At 34.9% G+C, this 26,597-nt stretch carries 15 protein-coding genes; all 15 read right to left on the bottom strand.

The annotated features are described in order from the left end of the window. Positions 1-11: 11 nt before the first annotated feature. The 15 genes from OIU83_RS05665 to OIU83_RS05595 all read right to left on the bottom strand — a co-directional run bounded on the left by OIU83_RS05665 (position 12) and on the right by OIU83_RS05595 (position 26,580). Positions 12-1,820 (bottom strand): glycoside hydrolase family 2 protein, encoded by a 1,809-nt coding sequence (locus OIU83_RS05665; protein WP_264205300.1) that lies wholly within the window; start codon positions 1,818-1,820, stop codon positions 12-14. A gap of 305 nt (positions 1,821-2,125) precedes the next feature. After that, entirely contained in the window at positions 2,126-3,259 is a 1,134-nt protein-coding gene (locus OIU83_RS05660) for a T9SS type A sorting domain-containing protein (protein WP_264205299.1), read from the bottom strand. 448 nt (positions 3,260-3,707) lie between these two features. Continuing rightward, complete coding sequence (locus tag OIU83_RS05655) at positions 3,708-6,140, bottom strand: glycoside hydrolase family 2 protein (protein WP_264205298.1); 2,433 nt, start codon at positions 6,138-6,140, stop codon at positions 3,708-3,710. Between the two features lie 4 nt (positions 6,141-6,144). Further along, positions 6,145-7,326: a glycoside hydrolase family 88 protein gene (locus OIU83_RS05650; RefSeq protein WP_264205297.1), complete on the bottom strand. Its 1,182-nt coding sequence runs from the start codon at positions 7,324-7,326 to the stop codon at positions 6,145-6,147. A 20-nt stretch (positions 7,327-7,346) separates the two neighbouring features. Then, positions 7,347-8,864 (bottom strand): RagB/SusD family nutrient uptake outer membrane protein, encoded by a 1,518-nt coding sequence (locus OIU83_RS05645; RefSeq protein WP_264205296.1) that lies wholly within the window; start codon positions 8,862-8,864, stop codon positions 7,347-7,349. 18 nt (positions 8,865-8,882) lie between these two features. After that, complete coding sequence (locus tag OIU83_RS05640; protein WP_264205295.1) at positions 8,883-11,885, bottom strand: SusC/RagA family TonB-linked outer membrane protein; 3,003 nt, start codon at positions 11,883-11,885, stop codon at positions 8,883-8,885. Positions 11,886-12,787: 902 nt separating this feature from the next. Continuing rightward, complete coding sequence (locus OIU83_RS05635; protein ID WP_264205294.1) at positions 12,788-16,876, bottom strand: hybrid sensor histidine kinase/response regulator transcription factor; 4,089 nt, start codon at positions 16,874-16,876, stop codon at positions 12,788-12,790. Between the two features lie 135 nt (positions 16,877-17,011). Next, on the bottom strand, positions 17,012-18,661 hold the full coding sequence (locus OIU83_RS05630) for a glycoside hydrolase family protein (protein ID WP_264205293.1): 1,650 nt from the start codon (positions 18,659-18,661) through the stop codon (positions 17,012-17,014). Positions 18,662-18,692: 31 nt separating this feature from the next. Then, positions 18,693-20,066: an MFS transporter gene (locus OIU83_RS05625; protein ID WP_264205292.1), complete on the bottom strand. Its 1,374-nt coding sequence runs from the start codon at positions 20,064-20,066 to the stop codon at positions 18,693-18,695. A 366-nt stretch (positions 20,067-20,432) separates the two neighbouring features. After that, on the bottom strand, positions 20,433-21,851 hold the full coding sequence (gene uxaC, locus OIU83_RS05620) for a glucuronate isomerase (protein WP_264205291.1): 1,419 nt from the start codon (positions 21,849-21,851) through the stop codon (positions 20,433-20,435). An 11-nt stretch (positions 21,852-21,862) separates the two neighbouring features. Continuing rightward, positions 21,863-23,047 carry a mannonate dehydratase gene (gene uxuA / locus OIU83_RS05615; RefSeq protein WP_264205290.1) on the bottom strand — a complete coding sequence of 395 codons (1,185 nt, stop codon included), beginning with the start codon at positions 23,045-23,047 and terminating at the stop codon, positions 21,863-21,865. A 318-nt stretch (positions 23,048-23,365) separates the two neighbouring features. Next, positions 23,366-24,178 (bottom strand): SDR family oxidoreductase, encoded by an 813-nt coding sequence (locus OIU83_RS05610; RefSeq protein ID WP_264205289.1) that lies wholly within the window; start codon positions 24,176-24,178, stop codon positions 23,366-23,368. A 207-nt stretch (positions 24,179-24,385) separates the two neighbouring features. Further along, a complete protein-coding gene (locus OIU83_RS05605; protein WP_264205288.1) occupies positions 24,386-25,057 on the bottom strand; it encodes a beta/alpha barrel domain-containing protein in 672 nt (223 codons plus the stop codon). Between the two features lie 4 nt (positions 25,058-25,061). Next, positions 25,062-25,511, bottom strand: coding sequence for a YhcH/YjgK/YiaL family protein (locus OIU83_RS05600; RefSeq protein ID WP_264205287.1), 450 nt, complete (start codon positions 25,509-25,511; stop codon positions 25,062-25,064). Between the two features lie 61 nt (positions 25,512-25,572). Beyond that, complete coding sequence (locus tag OIU83_RS05595) at positions 25,573-26,580, bottom strand: sugar kinase (protein WP_264205286.1); 1,008 nt, start codon at positions 26,578-26,580, stop codon at positions 25,573-25,575. Positions 26,581-26,597 lie beyond the last annotated feature (17 nt).

Here is a 26,597-nt window from a genome sequence, read left to right as displayed (position 1 = left end):
GAGAAATCATATTATTCATTTTTCTTTTTTTCATACCAATCACGCATGATGTAAAATGCTTTCTTTTTTTGCCCATCATTAGATATCAATCCTTTACGATTATACCCGTCCTGAATACCCGGAAGTAATCTTTTCGGTGATCTAAAATCTACCAGAATCCAAGGACTCAAACCACTAAGTTGTGGGATTTTCTCAATCATCTTAAGATTTTGAATGTATAAATATTCCTGATACTCCTCTGTCCAGCGTTCATTTTTTTCTCCGTGTAATCCTTGTTTGGCATCTCCCCCAAATTCGGAAACAATTACAGGTTTATTATATGGTGTTTTCCAAAGCGTCTTTTCGGCATCTTCCAGATTTCCACCATACCAACCTAAGTATTGGTTAAAAGCAATAATGTCAAGATATTTCCCGATTTCGTCATCAATCATCCCGATTCCATCTACTTTATGGGTTAGTAATGCAGCACTGATTAATCTTGTATTATCTAATGATTTTGTATGCGTAACCAAGTTTTTGATAAAGGTATTTCTCGCGTCCGAAACTGGTGTTTCATTTGCCATCGACCAAATAATAATCGAAGCTCTGTTTTTATCTCTTGTAACGGCAGCTGTTAATTGATTTTCGGCATTTTTATAGGTTTCGTTATTCGTAAATTCTACTGTCCAATATACCGGAATTTCTTCCCAAACCATTAATCCCATTTTATCGGCCATACGTACGATGTTTTCATTATGTGGATAATGTGCTAAACGCACATAATTGCAACCCAATTCTTTTGCCCAGTTTAATAAGCGTAACGCATCTTCATCAGAATTGGCTCGTCCTCCTTTGGCATTTTCTTCGTGAATAGAGATTCCGCGTAAGAAGATTGGTTTTCCGTTTAGCAAAATTTTATCGTTTAGGGTTTCAATTGTTCTAAAACCAATAGTGTCTTTTTGTTTTTGTCTGTTAAAATCGATTGTTACTTCATATAACTTTGGATTTTCGGGTGACCAATAACTAATTTTTTTAACTGGAATTTCAAAGTTTAAAGTTCCATCTGAGTTAATTTTCCCATTGTAATTAATTTTTAATTCAGGAATAGATACTGTTGCAAGATTAAATTTTGGATCAAAATTATTAATCTTGATAAAGCCAGAAATTACGTTTTTATTCTTTTTATCCAGTTGTAAAGTATAATCCTGAACAAATGATTGTTCGGTTTCGATTAAAGAAACATCGCGAGTGATTCCGCCATAGTTCCACCAATCGGTATTGGTTGTAGGAACATCTTCTTTATGGCGTGTATTATCAACTTTTACAACTAGATAATTGCCTTTGGCTTTTACAATCGCTGTAACTTCGAAATTAAAAGGCGTAAAACCACCTTCATGAGTTCCTAGTTTTTTCCCATTTAAATAAACATCTGCTTTGTAGTTAATGGCTCCAAAATATACAAAAAGACGTTTTTTGTCTTTTAAATCATAATCAAATGATTTCTTGAACCAAATATTTCCCTCGTAGTATTTTAGTTCTGGAACTTGCGAATTCCAATCTCCCGGGATATTTATTTTAGGTGATTTATCAAAATCATATTCTACCAGTTCTTGTTTGTTTACAGCGTGATAATTATTGAAAAAAGCCGAGTTGGATGGTTTTTCCTGTTTGTCATATTGATCATGATGAAAGCTATAAAATCCCGTTTCGTAAGGGTCAATTATATAGTTCCATTCACCGTTTAAGGATTTGGTTATTCGGTTAGGAACATTGGTTATTAATTCTTGCGCAAGTCCAAGAAACGAAGCGGTTAGTAATAGTAATGTTAGTATTTTTTTCATTGTAATTTTTTAAAGATTATTAAGGCTTATATTTTCTTAAATGGCTTATATGGTTTAAGATAAAAAGTTAGCCATTAAGCGAAGAGTTTAAAGTTTAATCCGTTGAGCATAAATGATTTTAATACATAGAAACATAGATTTCGGATTCTCAAAAAAGGCGTTTCACTTATTTCAAAAACACAAAGCTGACTATGTGAAAGAAATGTATTTCTTTTGGTGCTCTTTTTTGCATATATAGTCTATGTTTCTATGTGTTAAATAACTTCCAAACGAGTTTTAAAAACTATATTTTATTGTTTAGTGTATTATTTTTTAATCATTTTGGTGCCTTTTGATATTGTATTTTCTTTCTTGAATTTTACAATATAAATTCCGGGTTTTAACGAGGATACATTAATATTCGACGTAATCGTATCATGGGTAATAACTTGTTTTCCATTACTGTCGTATATCATTATTCCGTTATAATTATTCAAAATATCGTCTGATAATTCAAGTTTATCAGTAACAGGATTAGCAAATTTTATAGGAATTTCAGCAGATGGATTATCTTTAGTCGCTAAAGTAGTTGTTAGCTCCTGAATGCTAAAATCAGAAAAACGCATTGCTTCATCTCTCATATTCCCAATATCGGTCAAACTACGATAGATTCCCCATTTAGGTCTAATAAAAGAATTTGCTGTATAAACAGTTCCTGTAGATGAAGTATAGGCTGGACGAATGGTTTGAATATTCGGATTACTGTAATTCATAAGTACTGTTCCGTCGCTTACTTTTTTTATAAGTATCGAATACGTTCCTTGTAAACCTATTGCAATAGTTTCTGTAGCTTCTACCCAAACTCCTTCGAATAAAGACATATTAGGCGTTTGATATTTTATGGTTGCTGCAGCGGCATCTTTATCATAAATTAGTTCTAGTCTGGTTGCTCCGTTGGATAGCTTTCTCAGTGTTAAAGTAAAAAGAGGATCGTCGTCGTCGCCATCTACCGCTTTTACCTGATGGATATGTGTAAAACTTGTAGTAGGTTTAAATCCTACCGGAACTTTAAAACGCCATTTGTATTGTACTGTCTCGCCAAGTGTCCCTTTTAAATTATCGGGCGATGGGGCATAGGTTTTTATCTCTACACGTTGCCTATCGGTTTTGCCTGCTACGGGTTCGTTATCTGGCGGTGTAGATTGTACGTGAGAATAAAATACAAATACATTTTTGTTTAATTCAGTATCGAAAACCTCAGCAATATGACGACCAAAACTCGGATGTATTGCATCGGGAGCTTCGATTGCTCCAAGAGGTACACTTGGCGAGAACACACTCGATATTAACTCATAAGTTCCAATTCCGCCAGGACCATCGGCGTTTAATGTCACTTGGGCATTGCTTGTAAAATTTGCAAGTAATGCTAAAACAATTGGGCAAAAGTTTATTGATTTCATAAGTAATACATTATTAGTTAGTCATTATTGTTTTGGCTTAAGCCAATGAATTGTATTATTGTTATTACAGATTAGAGAATTTCTAGCCAAGGCGCAAAGTTTGAATTGGCTCCAGCTTTAGCTGGAATAATAAAATGAAATTATAGATTTTCGGCTTTAGCCAAATGCTTATTATTTTTGGCTAAAGCCAAATTACAATCAATTCTTTAAACTCCAGCTAAAGCAGGAGCCAATTTATAATCTTAGCTCAACAAAGATTATGGAATAACTAACGGAGATTGCTTCGCCAGTTCGCTATCGCTCGTGTCTTCGTTCCTCAGGATGATAAAAATGAGAAGAAAAGAATCTTTTTATAAAAGGCTGTGCCTTTGGGAAACAAATCCCGTTAAGTTTACCTAAAAACCTAAAAACATAATCTCACTATATATTATAACGCTCCGTATTCCTGTTATGGTATTTTTAAATATTCTCCTTTAAAACTCTGATTTAATACTGTCATTTCAATTGGTGCATTTGTTCCATCAGGAACTACTTCTATAGATGCTTTTCCGTTTGCCATTTTAATAGACTCGCTTCCTGTAGGCGTTCCTTGGCTTTTCATGGTTTTACCTCCTTTTAGACACTGAAAATAAACGCTTTCTTCATAATCTAAACAGCGTAAATCGTTATTGTCTATTGCGATTGCTGTAACGAGGTAATTTCCATTTTTTAATTTCTCTGAAGATAATTTTAAAGATGTTGCTGCTTCATTTTTCTTAAAGCGATAATTTACTTTTAAAGTATCCGAAACTGTTTTGCCATTTTTGTCTTTACCAATTGCAATTAAGGTATTGTCTCCTTTTATAAAATTAACATTCCAAGTTAAACCACAAGCTGGGTATGTAGTACTATTTCGTTGCTTTTCTCCAAGAGATTTTCCTTCGTGGTACAACGTTACTTTTTCGCAATTGCTAAATACGTTTATTGTTTTTGGTATATTCTCAGGACCTTGGCGTTCTGTCCAAGTATGCGATTCGATGTATGTAAATGGTTCTTTGCTCCAATAGCTTTTAAAAACGTAATAGGCATCTTTAGGATTTCCGCTTCTGTCCATGATTCCTTTTTGGTTCATGTACGGAATATCATCTTCGGGACGTAATGGCGTAGCAAAATCTTTAAACGCCCATTGAATATTCCCCACAAATGTTGGGTCATTCTCTGATATATGCAAATGCCAATCGAATAAATCGACGATATAGCTTTCGCTCCAATCTCCGATTTGAGCAATATTAGCCACTTTGGTTTGTACAATTGCTTCTTCCCAGCCTTCGGCTTTTATCACGCCTTCGCCCGTAACAGGATTTTCGCTGTGTCTCCCTACATGACTATCGCCACCATATTCGGCATGGATAAAATGTTTGTATTCTTTTTTGTAAACATCAATTGCTTTTTGGTAGCTTTTATAACTTCCAGAATACCATCCCGACCAGATAGAAGGGGAGAATACATCTACGATTTGTGAACCTTCATAATATTTTCGGATTGCTGTTTTTCTTGTAGGATCCAGTTTGTGCGAGATGTCGTTTAATTCCGTTAAAAAAGCATTCGTTTTTTCGGTATTGTCTCCATCGGGGAAATCGGGTAACCAGTTCATTTCATTACCTAATGACCAGATAATAATACTTGGGTGATTGTAGTTCTGATTAATGATTTCGGTCAACATATTTTTGGTGTTGGTTTTCCAAACCTCATTCCCAATTCCGCCACGACACCAAGGCAATTCGTCCCAAACCAAAAGTCCAAGTTCATCACAGGCTTTATAAACCTCAGGATCTTGCGGATAATGTGCCAAGCGAACAAAATTTGCGCCCATTTTCTTAATCGATTCCATATCGGCACGATGTTGCGCATTGGTCATTGCTGCGCCTACGCCAGCTTGTTCTTCATGACGATGTGTACCACGAATAAGCAATCTTTTTCCGTTAAGGAAAAAAGGTCCGTGATCTTTAAACTCAAACCATCTAAAACCTACTTTTTCGTTTACGCTGTCTTTTGCCTGATTCTTCTCTGATAAAATAGCTGTTATTGTGTATAGATTAGGTTTCTCGGTATCCCATAATTCAGGATTTTTAAGATTCTCGAATGCTATATTTGTTGTTTTATCTGTAACTGCAATTGTTTTACTGGCTACTTTTTTTCCTTTCGGATTTTTAAGAATTACGGTTAATGATAAATCCTTAGAATTCTCAGGATTTATGGTCGAAGTCAAAATATTTACCGAAGCACTTTTGGCAGAAACCTGTGGTGTTGTAATCTTTAAATTATCAATGTGGTTTTTATATTTAGTCACAAACCAAACATCTCGTGTGATTCCGCCATAAATAAAGAAATCACTTTTTTGCGACGGTATAATTTCGATATCATAACTATTATCTACACGTACAAAAACGTCATTGTTTCCTTGGTTTATATAATTAGTAATGTCGATTGTAAACCCAATATAACCACCAATATGTCCGCCAGCTTCTTTACCATTTACATAAACTTTGGTGGTAACATTAGATCCTTCAAAATATAAATAATACTGTTGGTTTTTATCTATTTGCGGAATGTTCAGTTTTTTTTGATACCAACTGGCATCTCTTCTGTAACCTGGATTTAAGTCGGTTGCGTCTTCACTGTTCCAAGAATGTGGCAAGTTTAATGCGCTCCAGTTTGTTGCTTTTTTCGCATCATTGAGATTTGGTGAACTGTTTTCCAGATACAACCAATTGTCATTGATGTTTGTTTTGGTACGCATTGCAGCATTGGCTTGACCATAAGCACTAATGATACATAACTGAAAAATAATAAGGAGCGCTATAGTTGTAAATGGCTTATAGTTGTAGGATAGTTTTTTCATAAAGTTATAAGGCTTTTTTTCTTAATATTGCTTCTAGAAAATAATAGTCGGCATATACAATTGGCTCATCGATTTCGTCATGTTTAGGCCAGTTTCCTGTACTATGATCTAATATAAATGGCGCATTAATCTTGCTATCCAAAACGTATTTATCCGAACTTAAAGAGTTGATTATTTTATTGGCGTAGGCCAAATAACTTTTGTTTTGAGTATAGCCATACAACTCATATAAAGCCGAAGCCATAATTGCTGCTGCCGATGCGTCGCGTGCAGCATTAGGAATACTTGGGTCATTAAAATCCCAATATGGTATTCCATCTTCGGGCAATTTTTTATTGGTCATAAAAAATTGTGCTGTTGCTTCGGCTTGTTTTTTATAAGCAGGATCTTTGGTATATCGGTATGACATGGTAAAACCATAAACTGCCCACGCTTGCCCGCGAGCCCAAGACGATGCATCGTTATAACCTTGTAGCGTAGTTTTCTTTCTTACTGCTCCTGTAACAGGATTATAATCTATAACATGATAACAGCTATTGTTTTCTCTAAACTGGTTTTTTAAGGTTGTATTGGCGTGTTTTATGGCAATATCTCTGTATTTAGTATTCCCAGATAATTTAGTTGCTTCAAACAGCAATTCTAGATTCATCATATTATCGATAATAACAGGAAAGTCCCAAATGTCTTTGTTGAAATCCCAAGAACGTATAGAACCTACTTTTTCGTTAAAACGGGTACATAATGTTTCGGCTCCTTTTACGATTACTTTTGCATATTCGGGATTATTCTCCATTTTTAATCCTTCGCCATAACTGCAATAAATCTTGAATCCTACATCGTGAGAATGTGCATTTACGCTTTCCTTTTTGCTAAAAGGTGTCCACTTTTCGGCTTGAGTTTTATATCTGGAGTCGCCTGTAAGTTTATACAATTGCCATAAGTTTCCGGCATAAAAAGCACTTGTCCAATCTCCAGAACCTACTTTCTTTATATGATTGTTTTTAATGGTCATACTCCGTGGCATCGACATAGAATCTACAGGGTAATCGAGTAGCATTTTATAGCGTGTTTCTAGCAAATTATTTGTTTGTGCAGTTGTGTTTGTTTGTGTATTATTCTTGGATTTACACGCTGTAAACAGCAATGCAAACCCAAGAATAAAAAATATGTGACTAATTTTATTCATAATATTTAATTAATAGGATTTTAGTAACCAGGGTTATTAGGAGCCAAATTAGGGTTTATTGCTATTTCGGTTCCTGGTAATGGGAAGTAATAATCTCTTGTTGGGTCAAAGTTAGCATGAGGTTCAAAACCTGCTGGTCCAAATACTTCAGGTCCGTTTTTTAATCTCTTAATATCGTACCATCTTATGTACTCGAATGCAAGCTCTAATCTTCTTTCGTTGATAACCATTTTTCTAAAATCGCCTTGTGATAGGCTAGGAGTAACATTGGCAGGAAAGGAAACTTGTTTACCCGCTTTATTTCTTGCTCTTGCACGAACTCTGTTTACATATCCTTCGGCCTCTGTAGTTCCGGGAGTGATCTCGTTTAAGGCTTCGGCTGCAGTAAGCAATACTTCGGCATAACGCATCGTAATGTAATTGTGCTGCGATGTTCTACCATTTGCCCCAGCTTTGCCCGGAAAACGGAAATATTTGGCAATATGTGGTCTTGGTGCTTTCTCATTATCACTAGATGGGAAAACTTGTAACGATCCACCCGGACCAGTTTTCTTCCTGATAATGGTATCAAAACTCACAGCTCTTCTATAATCTCTTTGATCCCAATCATTAAATACTTTAAGGGAAGGTACGGCAACAGAAAATCCCTGACCATAAGCATAACTATCATCTTTTAATGATCCTGTAAAAAACGCGGTATAATCCTGACCGTAATTTCCTGAGGTAAAATTGTTAAAGTCTACAGTAAACAATGGTTCTTTTAGTGAAGCTGCTTTTGTAGCATTAAATAAATCCTGAAAATCGGCATCTAATCCTAAACCAAATTTTGCCTCGTTTGTAATAACATATTTCGCTTCGTCATATGCTTTTTGGTAATTGCCTAATGTAAGATATACCGATGCCAGGTAACCTGCTGCAGTACCTTTTCCAGGAACAGCTTTTACTTTTGGTTTATCCTCCAGCCATTGTTTTGCAAATTCCAGATCGGCTATGATTTTTGTATATACTTCGGCTTCTTTGGTTTTACTTAATTTATTTACTTGCGAAACTTCATTTACAGCAAAATCGATGTACGGAATATCTCCAAAAATACGTACCAAATGATAATAGGTAAATGCTCTTGCAAAATAGGCTTGGGCAACAATTGCATTTACTTTGGCAGGATCTCCCGGTGTTTTTGCAGCTCCTGCTATTGCTTGATTTGCCGATGCGATAATAATATACGATTGTGGCCAGAAATTAGCAACAAGACCATTGGTATCATTCATACTAAAATCATTTACATCGATTCTTGCCGCTTGGGTTGTTCTGTCGCCAATATCCGACATATCATCACGTAACATTAAGGCAATTGTAAATTCTCTTCCCCAATAATTATTGTGAGCAATATTGGCAAAGCTACCATTTACGGCTGCTTGCAAATCATCGGTATTATTAAAAAAGTTGTCAGGACGAATTACTCCTACAGGGTGCTCTTCGAGGTCTGAGCACGCAAATGCAAATGCTCCCAAGAAAAATAAGGCTATATATTTTTTCATGTGTAGTATTGTATTAAACTAAAATTTTACATTAAAGCCAAAAGTGAATGTTCTCACGTTTGGATAACTTCCGTATTCCAATCCCAAATTGGTATTGCTTCTGGTATTGGTATCGTTTAAATAGTTTACCTCAGGATCAGAACCCGGATAGTTGGTAATTGTCCAAAGATTTTGTGCACTTACGTAAAAGCGAATTTTGCTCAATCCCATTTTCGAAGTAAACTTTTCGTTTAAGCTATATCCTATTGAAACGTTTTTTAAACGAATGTAACTCGCATCATAAACAAATCTAGAAGTAACTCTTTTAGTTCTTGCAGCATTAATAGGCACATTGGTATCTGTATGAGTAGGTGTCCAAGCATCAAGAACCTCAGTAGTTGCATTATTATTCCCAGAGGCTAATTCCATTAAGGTATAATTCAATATCTGGTTTCCTTCTGAACCTTGAAAGAAGATATTCATATCAAAGTTTTTATAGGTAAAGTCATTGTTTAGCCCAAAGATGAAATCAGGATTAGGATTCCCAATAATTGTTTTATCATTAGAGTCTAATTTTCCGTCGCCATTTACATCTTTAAATTTTTCTCCACCGGGAATAGTTTCAAAATTTCCGGGAAGAACCGTTTCTCCTTGTTGGATAACACCATCATAGACAAACCCAAAAAACGAACCTACAGGTTGTCCAACTCTCAGGATTTGAGAATCTGTGGCAAGAAAATGCCCTGGAGTAGAGTTAATAAGTAAGTCTTTGTTATCGGCAAGTTTTAATACTTTATTCTTGTTTGATGAAATATTAAAGTTGGTAGACCATGTAAAAACTTCACCAATAAAATTTCTGGTATTTATACCAAGCTCCCAACCTTTATTTTCTAATTCTCCCACATTTTGTAGTTGAGAAGCAATTCCCGAGATTCCCGGTAAAGGTCTGTTAAACAATAAATCCTTAGTAATGGTTTTATAGTAATCGGCAGTTAAGCTAATTCTGTTATCAAACAAGCCTAGGTCAATTCCGTAATCTTGTTGGTATGATGTTTCCCATTTTAAATTAGGATTGTCTAATGAGGTTAATTGTACGGCATTAACAATTACATCGCCGCTCACATCATATATTTCTGAATATCTTGATAATGTAGAATAAGGATCAATAGATGGATTTCCTGTAGCACCATAACTAGCTCTTAGTTTAAGATTAGAAATCGATTTACTGTCTTTTAAGAAATTTTCCTTGCTCACATTCCAGCCAATTGCTCCCGACGGGAAAGTTCCATATTTTTCGTTTTTACTAAAGCTAGACGAACCATCTCTTCTGGCAGTAAACGTAAATAAGTATTTATCGGCATAATCAAAATTCAACCTTCCAAAAGCCGAAATCAATTCTGTTTCAGACAACGAAGAACCCGGTTTTAAGAACACAGTTCCTGCACCCAAATTATGATACGAATTTGTATTGGTTAAGAATCCTCTAGATCCAGCATAAGAAGTTTGGTTTTTATTTTTCTGATAGGAGTAACCACCAAGAACAGTTAAGATTCCTTTTTCTATAATTTCATGTTTGTATGTTAGGTAATTCTCTGTAAGGAAAGAAGAATTTCTGGAGTTACTTACCGAAGCTTCTCCTTTTATAGTCTTCCCTGCTATTAATGTTGACGGAATGAATCTTCCTGTTTGCGAATTAGAATCAGATAATCCCAATGTAGTTTTAAACTCAAAGCTTTTATTAAACTTGTATGTAGCAAAAAAGTTAGATCTATTTACAATCGATTCTACTTCGCTCACATTATCCATTGCTGTTGCATACGGATTATCGATATCATCGCCAATAGGAGCTGAGGTTGTATACGAACCATCTGGGTTGTAAATTCCTTTATCGGGCATAAATCTGTAAGCCGATGCAATAACACCCGCAGCACCAGTTCCGCCAGCACTTGTTTGGCTTACAATTCCTTCTTTGTTGGATTTACTTTGAAACAAATTCAATCCTACTTTAAATTTATCGGTAACATCTGCCTCAAGATTACTCACAATCGAGTATTTATCGATTCCAGAATTAATTACTACTCCCGATTGATTAAAATAGTTTCCAGAAACATAGAATCGCACTTTCTCTGAACCACCTGAAAATGATAATTGCGTGTTCGATATCATTCCTTCACGATAAATGACATCTTGCCAATTTGTATTTGCAGGGCCTTGCGTATGTGTTGTAAAGCTTTTTCTGTAAGTTGCAAATTGATCTGCATCTAGTAAATCTAATTTATTATTTACTGCTTGCACAGAAGTAGAGTTGCTAAACTCAATAACTGTCTTACCCGGCTTTCCTTTTTTGGTAGTAACCATAATAACTCCATTAGAACCTCTGGAACCATAAATAGCCGTTGCCGATGCATCTTTTAATATCTCTACCGATGCTATATCCTGAGGCGCTGGCATAGAAACTCCTGCAAAACCATCAACCACAATAAGCGCGTCTCCACTAGCATTAATAGATGTTCCCCCACGTACCCTAATTTTTACAGGCGCACCTGGTTCTCCTCCGTTATTAGATTGTACGGATACCCCAGCAGCACGACCTTGTAAAGCCATCTCTGCATTTAACAACGGATAAGCCGTTAATTCCTTGGCAGTAACCGATGATACCGAGCCCGTTATATCGCTCTTTTTACGAGTACCATAACCAATAACGATTACTTCATCAAGATTCTTAGTATCGGGCTTTAAAGTCACATTGACTACGGTTTTATTTCCAAGTGGAATCTCCTGAGTTTGATATCCCACAAAGTTGAATACTAATACAGCATCTTTCTCAGAAACTAAGATAGAGTAGGAGCCATCCATATCGGCAGATCCTCCTATTGAAGTTCCTTTTACAAAAACATTGGCACCAGGAAGACCAAGAGAATCATCACTAGAAACTATCTTTCCAGTTACCCTTCTCTCCTGTGCATTCATAATAGCATTCCCTAATAAAAAGAGGCATAGGAAACACCATTTAAGCGATTTGATTTTTTTGGTTGTTAACATTCATTTTTGGTTTAAGGTTAATTTTAAAGAAAATAAAGAAGTAATAAACTCATGCTTATTATTAGCGTTACTAATAAAACTTGTGCTAAGATGAGCTTTTCTTTTCTGAATTTCATATCGCAAATGTATATTCCGAAAACGATATAGAAGTCCAAAAAAGGGTATCCAAAAATCCAAAAACATGCTTTTAGGTGCTGAAAATACTAGGAATGTGGGGAAAATGGATTTTTGGACTGGCTTAGAATTTTTAGACTTGCTTAGATTGTTAGATTCTAGACTAGCTTAGATCATTAGACTAGCTTAGACTGACTTAGATAAGTTAGATTTTTAGATTTGTAATTTTGTTACCCTTAGGAAGAGATTCAGTTTACGGAGACGCACTGGGGTGCGCCTCTACGATTCCTGGATTGTGTTGATTTTTGATTGTGTGAAAATAAATAGAGTATATATCCTACTTTATATAATCTTGTTACCCTTAGCGTCCTGAAACCTCAGGAGAAAGGCTCAGTTTGCGGAGACGCACTGCGGTGCGCCTCTACAATTCCTGGATTGTGTTAGTTTCTAATTTTATACACTAGCTAACACTGGGCTAACCACAAACTTGTCTTTCTGAGGAACGAAGACACGAGCGATAGCGAACTGGCGAAGCAATCTCCACGAGTAGCTCGATAATGTAAAACAAGTTTGTGTTAGTTTCTTACGGAGACCCTTCGTTCCTCAGGGTGACAAGATTGGGTAAACAAATAGGATATTTACTCTATTTGTTTACGCATAATTTGTAATCAACACAATCTAGGAATCGTAGAGGCGCACCGCAGTGCGTCTCCGCAAACTGAGTCCTTTATTCCTCAGTTTGAAATGACTATGAGAATAGAAAATTAAACTCTCAACACCCCAAAACCTCAAGAAACCTTTTCGTAAAACTTATCCGCAAATTGCGACGGCGTTTCTCCGTATCTTTTTTGGAAACATTTACTAAAGTATTTGGGGTTGTTAAAACCTATTTTATAGCTTACTTCCGAGATGTTGAGTTTGTTTTGCTCTAGGAGTTGTACGGCACGTTTTAATCTTACTTCATGAACAAACTCATTGGGAGTAAAATTCGTCCAAGCCTTTATTTTAAGGAACAACATTGTACGACTTACCCCAAGTTCTGAGCTAAAAAACGGTATATCGAAGTGTTCATTTGATATGTTATCCTCAACAATCTTAAAGGCTTTTTTTAATAGTTCCTCATCCATTGAGGAAACTGTTATCTCCGAAGGCGAGAAGTTATCCTCACTAGAGAACTTGTTCTTTAGTCGCTCGGTGGAATTCAGAAGATTCTTAACGCGAAGTTTAAATTCAATTAAGTTAAAAGGTTTACTAATATAATCATCGGCACCACTTTCTAAACCTTCAAATTTATATACCAACGAAGATCTCGAAGTAAGTAATATAACCGGAATATGACTGGTTTTTAAATTCTCTTTAATCTTAGAGCACAGTTCCGTTCCTACCATTTCGGGCATGATAACATCACTGATAATTAAATTCGGAATGTATTTTAGAGCCTTTTCAAAAGCAACCTTTCCGTTATCGGCTTCAATAATATTATAATCTTTCTTGAGTAAATTCTTCATGAAAGAACGTAAGACCTTGTGATCTTCAACAATCAAGATGGTTTGTTTATCGGCTTTGATAATAAAATCATCAATATCCTCGTGTTCCGTTATAGTTGTCGTTTCTAGCTGAGCAGCATATTGAGTAATATCATCACTTATTTTAAAATCTGTAATGATTTCGCTTTCCAAAAGATGTTCTCTACCAAGCGGAAGTGTTACTTTAAAAACTACCCCTTCCGTTTTTTTATTCGTTACATCTATAGAACCTTTATGAAGTTTTACGATGTTTTTTACTATTGATAATCCAATTCCAGTTCCTTTGTTATAATTCTTCTGAACGTTATTGTGTGTTGGAATTTCAAAAAACAAATCAAAAATTTTATCAATATGTGCTTCGGCAATACCAACACCAGAGTCTTCGACGGCTATAAAAATGTTTGCATTATCGCGTGATATTTTAATATTGATATTTCCACCTTTGGGTGTATATCTAAAAGCGTTTGAGATTAAATTATAAAAAACACGTTCTAGTTTATATCTATCAAAATAAACTAATATTTCATCTTCAGTAGATTCAAATGTATAACTGTAACCACCATCTTTGGCATATTCGATAAAAGACAAGAAAATTTCTTTGGTAAATTTCACAATATTCCCATTGGCAGATTCTAGTGTAACCTGATGATTTTCTAATTTTCTAAAGTCCATTAATCTATTGATGAGGTTCAGGAGATGATTCGCACTTCCTTCAATCACCAAGAGTTTCTTATACATTTCATTAGTTCCGTTATAATCTGCCAATATTTGTTGTAAAGGCCCTAATATTAAGGTTAGCGGAGTCCTGAATTCATGAGATATATTAGTGAAAAAATCTAGTTTAGCCAAGTTGTTTTCTTCAATACGCTTGGTTTCCAGATATTCTAATTCTAATTTTTGTTTCAATCTCGCTTTCGATTTTATGATCCAAATCAAGCCATATAATCCCAGACCAATTACCAAACCATAAAATAAAAATGCCCAAACACTTCGCCAAGGAGCAGGTTTAACAACAACGGTTAGTGTAGTCGGAACTTTGTTCCAAACACCATCATTATTAGCCCCCTTTACCTCAAAAGTGTACGTTCCCGGATTCTGAATTGCAAATATTGCTTCGGTATTTTTAGTAGTCGTCCAGTTGTTCTCTAAACCAATTAATCGGTAACTATATTCGTTGTTTTTAGATCTGATATAATTAGGTATTGCAAAGCTTATCGTGAAATTAGCCTTATCATAATCTAGCGTTATAGTTGTGGTATAACCAATACTTTTTTCTAGAATCTTATCTTTATCATTAGGATTGATAGTCTCATTTTTAATTCTCAAGTTCGTTATTAATACTTGTGGAGAATAAGGATTCAGAGAGATTTTTTTAGCATCAAAATAGGTTATTCCCGAAGGGCTTCCGAAATAAAATCGGTTTGAATCTAGTTTTAATGAAGCATTATCATTGAATTCATTACTTGTTAATCCATCTTTTTGATCATAAAGTACAATCTTTTTCTGTAGTGTATTGTACTTTATAATTCCTTGATTTGTACTTATCCATAAGTTTTTATCGGCATCTTCCAGAATTGAGTGTATCGAAGTAATAACAGTATTACCTACTTTTAGATTAATCTTAGTAAACTTTTTTCCATCAAAATAATGTAAGCCTTTTGCTTTTGTACCAACCCAAATTCTACCCTGATTGTCTTGAAATAAAGTAAGAATATCATCTCCAGCCAAAGCTGAACTATCATAAAAGAAATGTTTTATAGCGTAGTTATTTTGCTTAGTCTCTTTTAACGAGATAAAATTAAGTCCGTTTTGAGTACCTATCCAAACACCATTTTTTTTATCGACCAGAATTGTTCGCACAATATTATTAGTCAGATAATTGGCGGTGGTATTATCATTCCCAATTACTTGAAAAGTTTTATCAAGCGTATTATATCGAATTAGTCCTTTACCAAAAGTTCCGATCCATAATATACCGTTTCCTTCGGTTTTGATAGAATAAACACCTGTTTCTTTCAGTAAATTGTTTAAATCGACAGGGATTCTGTCTTCTTCGATTCTTTTTGTAATAGTATTATAAGCCGATATTCCTTTAGAAAATGTACCGATCCATAGGATATTATTCTCTGCAAGACACATCGATTTTATATCATTCTTAGTCGTTTGTCCCGATTTACTATTAATGTAACTCGTTGCCTCAGTATTCTTATTATAAATCGTGATTCCGCCACCTTCAGTCCCAAAATAAATATTCTGATTTTTATCGGCAACAATTGCGCTTACGACATCAAAGCTCAACGGAATCTTCTTTGAATTCTGGTTGTAATTAGAAAAATTGACATTGGATACATCCCAAATATTAACGCCTTTGTAATAACAACCAATCCACACCGAACCCTTTTTATCAATAAAAACCGATTTTACTTTATCAATTCCGTTGCTATTATTGCTGTTATTTATTTTCTGAATACTCTTATCTTCTCCAAGAATATATATTCCATCGTAAGCACCAATCCATAACGAACCTTTTGTATCTATTGCCAAAGCTCGAATGTCCGAACTTATCTCTTTGTACTTTTCATTATCCAAAAAGGGAACAAATTTATTAATCGATTTATCAAGTTTTAGCAGCCCTTTATTCTTTGTACCAATCCATAAATCACCATGAATGTCTTCGGCAATAGCCTGAACATTTAGTTTATCGATATTGTTTAGCGGATAATCTTTAAAATAAAATTTGCCATTTTTTCTATTCGTAAGCTGACATAAACCTTTGGTTGTACCAATACATATTTCTCCTTTTTTAGTTTTTAAAATAGTAATAATATTATTGCTAGGTAAACTTGAATTATCGGTATCTGAATGAAAAACAGATGTAAATAGGTTTGTTTTATTATTATAAATAGTTAATCCTTTAGATGTTCCAAACCACATTTCGTCACCAATTTTCTTGATAGACCAAACAGCATTACCGCTTATCGTATGATTGGTTTTGGTATGCAAATATCTCTTAAAAGTATTGGTAACTGGATCATAACAATTAAGACCGTTATATGTTCCCACCCATATTTTGCCAGTGGCATCTTCCTCAATTGCCAGAATATCATTGTTGCTTATAGACGTTTTATCTGTAACATCATTTCTAAAAACAGTGAATTTGCTGCCATCGTATTTATTAAGTCCATCACGGGTTCCAAACCACATTTGCCCAAATTTATCCTGATGTATAGCAATGACCGAACTTTGAGAAAGTCCATCGGTGGTCGAAATATTTTTTAGACGGTATTTATTCTGAGAAAATAGATTTCCAGAAATAAAAAGTAGTGCCAGAAAAGCTATTTTATATTTCATAGCGTTTTTTTTAGGTTTAAAGGTTCAGAGGAACAAAGGAACAAAGGTTCAAAGATTCAGAGAGACAAAGGTTTCCTTTTTTATGGATTTATTATCGAGAACTTTGTCCCTTTGAACCTTTGTCTCTTATTAAACTCATTTCAATCGTTTTTTCAATTGATAATCATATAATGAAGGAACTTTATCTATAGGTATATTAAGGAATTCGATATAAGCATCGGGTTCATATTTTACATCAAATTTGCAATTGCCGTTCACACCAATAATTCTTGCAAAAGGTCCGTCTTTCATTCCGTATAATAAAACAGGTTTTGAGATTTTATCAGGATTTGATACCAGAATATTGAGATTCCAGAAAGTACTGTATGGCGCGTGTGAAGGTTTCCAATAATCGGCTCCACCGCCACCAAATAAAGCGTAACTGCTGTTTTTATCGGGAGTGATATGAACCGTAATATTATCAAATAAATTTTGATGATTGGCACCCGAATGTTGGTCTAAAAGGGGATCTACAAAGATCTCACAATCTTGATATACGTTTTTAGTAGCAAACGTATTAAAACTCAAGGGATGAACGGCTTTGTTATAAATTTTAAGATTCTTGACCAAAACGTTGTGCACGCCGCCTAATGTCACGGTATAATGTGCCATATGATCCCCATTGGTAACAATATCCTGAATGGTAACATTAGCAATTTCTTCGGCAAGAATACCACTATCGGCATTTGTAATTGTTACATCTTTGACCCAACTATTAAAAAGACGGGTTAAAAATATTGCGTTATTTCCCGGCTCAACATGATGTGCAATTCTAGGAATATCGGGGAATGTAAAACGTAAATGTTCGATTCCGACCTCGTTTAAGTGTTTCCATTCGACCAATTGTGCCTGATAACTTGGTTTTATGGAAATAGTTAAGGGAGTTTTTATTGTTATTTTAGTGCCTGCTATTTTTATAATTTCTACTTGTTGTCTTACGATAGGTAACATCGGAAATTTCCAATGATGAGAACCAGGTTTTACATTGGCGCCTTTATACAAATCTTTAATGATTTCGCCATTTTCACCGTCTTTATTAAATAATTGAAGCTCTACAATATCGCCAACTTTCAAGCCTTTTATGTCCGAAACAGTTATAATATGTTCTCCCATAGTACCACTGCTTACTTTGGCTAGAGGATTAGATTTTGGTTCATATTTGTCCAAATACGATTTTACTCGTTCCTTGGGAACTTGCGTCCAGATAATTCCGCCAGACCATGCATATTGCGAAAAAGGTAAATCGACATTATTTTCGGGTTCGCGTTGCCTTTTATCAAATGTGTTTAAGTATTCTCTTAATTCTGCCAAAGATTCAGGATCCTTGAAATACATCATCGGTCTTGGGCAATAAATCTCCGTTCCAGTTTCGCCCGAACCTGCACCACGAAGTACAAAATTGCTTCTTTCTATATATAAAATATCACTTAATATGATTCTGCCAGCTGGCAATTGTAAAACTACATTTCCTTCGATTTCATTACAGGCTTTTATTGCTTTCAGCAATGCTTTCGAATCATCCAAACCATCATTGGCTTTTACTCCATAATCGGTAGCATTTACAATTTTTCCTTGCGATTCCGGAATTTTGCTTTCGCCAAAATGATATCCGGCATAGCTAAAATCGGGAAGATAATTAGTCACAAGTTTTTGTTGAGAACCAATAATTTTTGGGATTTCTTGCCCGATTAAATTAATACTACTTATAAAAATACTACAACAGATAATAATGGTTTGACGATTCATTTTTTCTTTTTTCTGGTTAGTTAATGTGGTATTATAAATCAGTAATAAGCTTATATTTTGGTACTAAAGCTTTCATTAAAGTCCAAGCTATTAAGTAAGCACAAGCACAGATGATAAACATTATAGTATATCCTGTTTCTATATGTCCTAATTTTTCATAATAATCACATAAAGCACCACCCAATTTAGAGACAATTACACCACCAAGTCCGCCAGCCATTCCGCCAATTCCAATGATGGATCCAACGGCTTTTTTAGGGAACATATCCGAAACCGTAGTAAAAATATTAGCCGACCAAGCCTGATGTGCCGATGCGCCAATCCCGATAAATATAACCGGAATCCAGAAACTGACATGACCTAGTGGTTGAGCAAAAAGAACAAATAAGGGGAAGAGCGCAATTATAAACATGGCTTTCATTCGAGCTTCATAAGGATTATATCCCTTGTTTATGAAGTACATAGGAAAATAACCTCCGTAAATACTTCCCACCATAGTCATACTGTACAATACCGCCAATGGAATTGTGATTTCGGTTTTTACCATTCCGAATTGTGCTTCCAGATATTTAGGCAACCAGAATAAAAAGAACCACCAGATTCCATCGGTCATGAATTTACCAAAAGCAAACGCCCAAGTTTGTTTGTAGCTTAAGAGTTTTATCCAAGATATTTTTTCTTTTTTCGAATCATCTTCAGTTGGTTCTTCTTGTATTTCTTCTTCACATATATATTCAAGTTCTGCTTGAGATAATCGTTTCTGGTTTATTGGTTTTTCGTATAATACGTACCAAAAAAACATCCATATAAAACCAATTGCACCAATGATTATAAAAGCCATTTGCCATCCCCAGTTTACAGCAATCCAAGGCACAGTTAAGGGGGCTAATATGGCTCCAACATTAGAACCAGAATTGAATATTCCGGTAGCAAATGAGCGTTCTTTTTTAGGGAAATATTCGGCAGTAGCTTTTATCGCAGCAGGAAAATTCCCAGATTCTCCAAAGCCTAAAAAAGCTCTCGAAATCATAAAACCTGCAATCGAAACAGGAACAGCACCAATCCCAACCCAAACAAGTAAGTTGTTAAAACTACTCCCGATAGGTATTGCATAAGCATGCATAATTGCACCTATAGACCATACAAATATGGCTAAGATGTAACCTAATTTTGTACCTAATTTATCGATAAGCCTTCCTGCAAATAGCATCGAAATGGCGTAAACAAACTGAAACACTGCAGTTATGTTGGCATAATCGGTATTAGACCAATTAAATTCTTTGGATAGGCTAGGAGCCAATAAACTTAATACCTGTCTGTCTAGATAGTTAACTGTAGTAGCAAAGAAAAGTAAGGCGCAGATGGTCCAGCGGTATTTTCCGATTGGTTCGTTTTTGATGTTCATGGTAGTTAATAGTGGTTAATAGCATTTTTTATTGTAATGAGCTTGAGAGTGGTTATTTCTCAAACTGGAATATTGTTTTATTTAGTTGTTTTTTGCTTCGAATTGCACGAATTCGCTCAAATTTTTAGTTACTAATTGTAATCTGTGGCGAAAAAATTAACCGCAAAGTTCACAAAGGCTTACGCAAGGTTCGCAAAGCTTTACGCGAATAAATTTGTGAAAATTTGTGTAATTTGTGGTTAACTTTTTTAATCTTTTTAATCTGTGGCAAAAAATTAACCGCAAAGTCCACAAAGGCTTACGCAAGGCTAGCAAAGCTTTACGCGAATAAATTTGTGAAAATTTGTGTAATTTGTGGTTAACTTTTTATTCTTTTTTAGGGAAATCAAAATAGCTTATCGCGTTTTCACTACAAATTCTTTTAATCATTTCTCCAATGAGATTAATATCATTTGGGAGTTCTCCTTTTTCGACTTCTTCGCCTAGAACATTACATAATATGCGACGGAAATATTCGTGACGCGGAAAAGATAAAAAACTACGAGAATCGGTTACCATGCCTACAAATCGGCTTAATAAACCAAAATTTGACAAGACATTTAGTTGCTTTTCCATACCGTCTTTTTGATCCAGAAACCACCAAGCAGCTCCGTATTGCATTTTCCCCGGAATAAGGTCATCGTTAAAATTAGCTGCCATAGACGCAAACATTTCGTTATCACGCGGATTCAAATTGTAAACAATCGTTTTGGTGAGTCCGTTATGAGAATTTAGCTTGTCAAAAAAGCGACTCATATTTTCTGACATATTCAGATCTCCAATAGAATCAAATCCTTGGTCAGGACCAATTAATTGCATCATCTTGCTATTGTTGTTTCTAATAGCACCTACGTGAAATTGCTGCGTCCATGACTTTTTATTATTCATTAAAGCAATCTCAAATAATACAGCCGATTTAAATTGTTGGATTTCGATATCCGATAATTCGGCTAGATTCAATCCTTTTTCAAAAATCGATTCAATATCCGATTCGGTATATGTTGCTGCATAAAATGTTGTATGTCCGTGATCAGATATTCTGCAACCCATTTCATGAAAAAAGTCATGTCTTAGCTGTATCGCTTTTATAAACGAAGCATATTCTTTTATAGAGAAACCTATAACTTCTTCTAGTTTCTGAACCCAGTTTACAAAGAGTTTTCCCTTTTCTATTTCGGTTGCTTTATCAGGACGAAAAGATGGTAATACCGAGATTTCAAATTTATCTTCTTGCAATTGCTTGTGATATCTCAAGTCGTCCGTTGGGTCATCTGTAGTTCCTACTACTTGCACATTCATTCGCTTAAGCAAATTTTTAACGCTGAATTCGGGCTGTTTTAATAATTCGTTACAAGTATCATAAATTACTGCAGCGGTCTTTTTATTCAGTAATATATCAATTCCGAAATAACGTTTTAATTCCAGATGAGTCCAATGATATAAGGGATTTCTTAAAGTATGAGGTACCGTTTCAGCCCATTTAGAAAACTTCTCAAAATCAGAAGCATCTCCCGTAATATACTTCTCGGCTATTCCGTTGGCACGCATTGCTCTCCATTTATAATGATCGCCTTCTATCCAAATTTGAGTAATATTCTCAAACTGTCTATCTTCGGCAATATCCTTTGGAGACAAATGGCAATGATAATCTATAATTGGTTGCGCTTTTGCAAAATCATGATACAAGGAAACCGCTACTTTATTATGAAGTAAAAAATCTTGTGATATAAATTTATTTTCAGACATACAGCGTGGTTTTATAAGCTTCTTTTAATTCCCATTTCAAGCCCTCTTAATTCAGCTAATCCTCTCAATCGACCAATAGCAGAATATCCTGGATTTGTCTTTTTATTCAAATCATCTAGCATTTGGTGCCCATGATCTGGGCGCATTGGCAAGGAACTATTGTTTCTTTTCTCTACTTCGATAATAGCTTTTACCACTTCGTACATATTAGCATCACCTTCAAGATGATTGGCCTCGTAAAAACTTCCTTCTTCATCTCTTTGAGTGCTTCTTAAATGAATAAAATTCATTTTATCACCATGACGCAATACCATACCCGCTAAATCATTATCGGCTCTTACGCCATACGAACCCGTGCACATAGTAAAACCATTCGATTTTGACTCGACAGCGCTCATTAATTCTATTAAATCCTCTTCGGTGCTTACAACTCTTGGCAAACCTAAAATCGGGTAGGGAGGATCATCGGGATGAATTGCCATCAAAACCCCTTTTGTTTCTGCCACAGGAATAATTTCTTTTAAGAAAGAGAAAAGATTCTCTTTTAAAGTTCTTCTGTCAATATCATTATAGCCACTCAAAGTAACCAGAAAATCATCTACAGAATAAGCTTCTTCGGCTCCGGGAAGTCCTGCCAGAATGTTTTGTTGCAATTTTACTTTATCTGCTTCGGTCATAGACTCGAAGTATTTAAGAGCATTTTCTATTTGTATAGGTGTATATTCTTTTTCGGCACCGGGTCTTTTTAGAATAAACAATTCAAAAGCAGCAAAAGCATTGATATCAAAACGTAATGCTTTTGATCCATCTGGCAGTTCATAAGCCAGATCTGTTCTAGACCAGTCCAAAACAGGCATGAAATTATAGCAAATACATTTTATTCCACACAACGAAAGATTTCGGATGCTTTCTTTATAGTTTTCAATATATTGAAGATAATTACTTGTTCGTTTCTTAATGTCTTCATGAACAGGAATACTTTCTACAACCGACCACGTTAAACCTGAAACTCCTTTTTTTGGATCTCCATCTTTATGTTCAATTAGTACTTTTCTTTTTATTATTTCATCCACTTCCCATACTTCTCCGTTTGGGATATGATGTAAGGCAGTTACAATTCCTGTAGCTCCGGTTTGTAAAATATCTGATAAAGAAACGGGGTCATTTGGTCCGAACCATCTTAATGTCTGTTCCATTTTGATTTATTTTTTAATTAGATTTTATCCTCATAGGTTTCTAAAATCTTGTAAGTATTATTTTTATTACTATTTAGAAGCTATTCCCGCTATCCGTTTCAATCTTTTATCCTGAACCCCAGGATAAAAGGATTTCCACTACTATCGGGGCTAGGACATTCATTTTCATAAGAACTATTTTCTTTTATCGTTCTTTCAATGAGATCTTTAATTTTTCACAATCCCTTTGCGATCTCAAAGCAAAGCGAAATAAAGACAAAGCTTTGCGAACTTTGCGTAAACCTTTGTGCACTTTGCGGTAAATGTCATTACAAAAATTTAAATACTCGAAGCCGAAAACCCACCATCAACTTTTATAATAGTTCCCGTCACGAACTTTGACATATCGCTGCATAAAAATAAAAGTGCACCATCAATATCTTCAGGTGTTCCAAATCTTCCCATTGGCGTATGCTCTATAATTTTTTTGCCTCTTGGAGTTAATCCTCCATCAGGATTTAGTAATAAAGATCTGTTTTGTTCGCCAATAAAAAAGCCCGGTGAAATTGCGTTTACACGAATGCCTTCGCCATATTTAGACGCTAATTCTACCGCCATCCATTGTGTGAAATTATCTATCGCAGCTTTTGATGCCGAATAACCAACAACTCTAGTTAATGGTCTTTGTGCCGATGCCGACGAAATATTAATAATATTTCCTTGTTTTTGCTTGGCAAAAAGTTCCGAAAATACCTGTGATGGCAACATTGTACCAATTATATTTAGATCTACTACTTTTTGCAAATCATCAACATTCATATCATATATCGCCTGATCAGGACTTATAGTTGCCCCAGGCATATTCCCTCCAGCTGCATTTATCAAGATATCCAGACGGCCGTATTTTTCTACGATAAAATCTTTTGCATTCTCGAGTTCTTCTTTTTTTAATACGTTTGCTTGTATAGCAAATGCTTTACCGCCATTGTTTTGTATTTGTGCTACAATTTTATTGGCTTTTTCAATCGATTGAGAAACAATACCTGTAATAACGCCTTGTTTGGCCAAAACAGCAGCAAAGTTGCTTCCCAATACACCAGCACCGCCTGTTATTAGCGCAATTTTTCCTTTTAGATTAAATATTGAATCCATATTAATTTTTATGCTTGTTTTTATTTTATGTTGGATGTATCTACTTTTTATAATTTGTCTAAAATAGAACGCGGATTAAGCGGATTTACTAAAGTAAAGACGTGGATAAAAACGGATTTTCCCCTGTTGATCTATTTTTAAAAAATCCGTTTTTATCTGCGTTTTCGCCTTTGCGAATCCGTGTCATCCGCGTACAATCTTTTACGGTTAATTATTTTTGTTTTGTATAATTTTAATTATCTCCAGAACTTTCTTGATTTCATTTTCTATAACATCGTAATCTGCTTCATTCATGCGCTTTTTGGTAATGAGTTTACTTCCCATTCCTACAGCAGAAGCTCCAGCATTAAACCAACTTAGAATACTTGTGTGATTGGTTTCTACACCTCCTGTTGTCATAAAAAGCAATGATGGGAAAATATCTTTAATACTGCTCAAAAAATCGGGGCCTAATATGTTTCCAGGGAAAAGTTTAATGAATTTAATTCCTGCATTTTCAGCAGTTATAATTTCTGTTGGTGTCATGCAACCTGGGATATACAGTATTTTTTTGCTTAATAAAAAATCAGCAACTTCGGGAACAAAACCAGGGCTTATAAAAAAATCTGCTCCGCTGGCGTGAAATTCTCTGGCTTGTTCCATATTCTTTATCGTTCCGATTCCTAATAACATTCCAGGCATTTCTAAATCTCTAATAGCAACCATTTTCTTAAAATTAGACAATGCTTCTGTACCTCTATTAGTATATTCTACAGCTTTAATACCTGACCTGTAAAGTGCTCTTAGCGTTTCCAAGCTAATACTTTCATCTTTATTGAAATAAAGCGGAACAATCCCTTGCTCTACTATCGTATCTATTGCATTTTGAATTTTATCCATGACTTTATAATTTAACTTTGATTACGATTTTTTTTAATATTCCATCGCCTATCATTGCGGCGTGAACATCTTCGGGAAATAAAATAGCAAATTGTTTTTCTTGTAATTGGAAAAACATATCCGGAGTATCATGAAAAAAGCGTACATCTTTTTCATTGCTATAATCTCCGTTTGGACTAATGCATTTTTCTCTTGGTTTCCAAGCAAAAGTTTCTGGACCTTTTATTGAAATTTGTATGTCGATATTTTTATCGTGACATTCAAAACCTTTGATACTTTCTTTTTTTGTAGTTCCTGCACCTACAATAACTATTACTTTTAAACCTTCGGCAATTTCAAATGATCCTTCTGGGAGTTTGCTAATGTCATTTTCGTTTACATAATCAAATGCTTTTTTGAAATTAGGGTGTAAACTGTAATATTTTGCTGCGTTGTTTAATGAATCTATAATCATTTTTTAAGTTTTTATGTTAGGTCTTATTCTTATTTTTTAATTATCATACTAAGATAAGATTTTAACGAATAACTCTTCCGCCACCGGCACCATTTATAAGAGCAATAATTTCGTTTACAGTCGATAAATTTACATCTCCCGGGATAGAATGTTTTAAGCATGAAGCCGCAACAGCATATTCAAGTGCTACTTGATTTGAATCCGGATAAGCTATTAAGCCATAAATTAATCCTGCCATAAATGCATCACCGGCTCCAATGCGATCAATGATATGTGTAATGTTATATTCTTTTGATTTTAGCAAATTTGTACCATCCCATAAAACAGCGCCAATTATGTTCGAAGATGCGTTGGCATCGTATCGCATTGTTGAAACAATTGTTTTAAGTTTTGAGAATTGTTGTTTCCATTTAGTAAAAACATTCTCTATTGTTTCTGATGGATTTATTTTTATACCCAAACACTTTTCTGAGTCGTCTGTACCACCTAATAATACATCGCAATATTGTACCAATTCAGGCATAATTTCGGATGCGTTTTTGCCGTAATTCCACAAGGTAGGTCTGTAGTTTAAATCGGCAGAAATTGTCAAACCCATTTTCGATGCAACCTCTAAAGCTTCTTTACATAATTCGGCTAAATCCTGAGATAACGATGCGTTTATTCCTGACCAATGAAACCAATCTGAATCTTTAAATATAGTTTCCCAATCTATCATTCCTTTTTTAAGATTTGCAAAAGAAGAACTCGTTCTGTCATAAAGAACTTTTCCTGGTCTTTCCGATGCTCCTTGTTCAAAATAATACACTCCTAAACGATTTCCTTGTTTTACTGCAATAGGTTCAACCCCATATGATCTTAATTCGCTTAAAGCGGAATCTCCAAGTTCGTTATCGGGAACAGCGGTTACAAATTTCACATCACATCCAAAAAGCGCTAATGAAGCTGCAACATTTGCTTCGGCACCTCCATAATGAGCTTCAAAAGACTTTGCTTTATATAGTTTTGAGTGGTTTGGTGGAGAAAGTCTTAAAAGTATTTCACCAAAAGTTATGATTCTTTTTGACATATGTGTAATTTTACGTG

Source organism: Flavobacterium shii, assembly GCF_025847235.1.
GTDB lineage: Bacteria > Bacteroidota > Bacteroidia > Flavobacteriales > Flavobacteriaceae > Flavobacterium > Flavobacterium shii.
The sequence above is the reverse complement of the archived record's forward strand: the minus strand, read 5'-3'. Positions and strand labels throughout refer to the sequence as shown.

Coding starts and splice junctions, on each gene's coding strand:
- OIU83_RS05625 (WP_264205292.1), bottom strand. CDS start 20,066: ATGAACATCAAAAACGAACCAATCGGAAAATACCGCTGGACCATCTGC.
- OIU83_RS05610 (WP_264205289.1), bottom strand. CDS start 24,178: ATGGATTCAATATTTAATCTAAAAGGAAAAATTGCGCTAATAACAGGC.
- OIU83_RS05635 (WP_264205294.1), bottom strand. CDS start 16,876: ATGAAATATAAAATAGCTTTTCTGGCACTACTTTTTATTTCTGGAAAT.
- OIU83_RS05650 (WP_264205297.1), bottom strand. CDS start 7,326: ATGAATAAAATTAGTCACATATTTTTTATTCTTGGGTTTGCATTGCTG.
- OIU83_RS05640 (WP_264205295.1), bottom strand. CDS start 11,885: ATGTTAACAACCAAAAAAATCAAATCGCTTAAATGGTGTTTCCTATGC.
- OIU83_RS05665 (WP_264205300.1), bottom strand. CDS start 1,820: ATGAAAAAAATACTAACATTACTATTACTAACCGCTTCGTTTCTTGGA.
- OIU83_RS05630 (WP_264205293.1), bottom strand. CDS start 18,661: ATGAATCGTCAAACCATTATTATCTGTTGTAGTATTTTTATAAGTAGT.
- OIU83_RS05660 (WP_264205299.1), bottom strand. CDS start 3,259: ATGAAATCAATAAACTTTTGCCCAATTGTTTTAGCATTACTTGCAAAT.
- OIU83_RS05600 (WP_264205287.1), bottom strand. CDS start 25,511: ATGATTATAGATTCATTAAACAACGCAGCAAAATATTACAGTTTACAC.
- OIU83_RS05645 (WP_264205296.1), bottom strand. CDS start 8,864: ATGAAAAAATATATAGCCTTATTTTTCTTGGGAGCATTTGCATTTGCG.
- uxaC (WP_264205291.1), bottom strand. CDS start 21,851: ATGTCTGAAAATAAATTTATATCACAAGATTTTTTACTTCATAATAAA.
- OIU83_RS05595 (WP_264205286.1), bottom strand. CDS start 26,580: ATGTCAAAAAGAATCATAACTTTTGGTGAAATACTTTTAAGACTTTCT.
- uxuA (WP_264205290.1), bottom strand. CDS start 23,047: ATGGAACAGACATTAAGATGGTTCGGACCAAATGACCCCGTTTCTTTA.
- OIU83_RS05655 (WP_264205298.1), bottom strand. CDS start 6,140: ATGAAAAAACTATCCTACAACTATAAGCCATTTACAACTATAGCGCTC.
- OIU83_RS05605 (WP_264205288.1), bottom strand. CDS start 25,057: ATGGATAAAATTCAAAATGCAATAGATACGATAGTAGAGCAAGGGATT.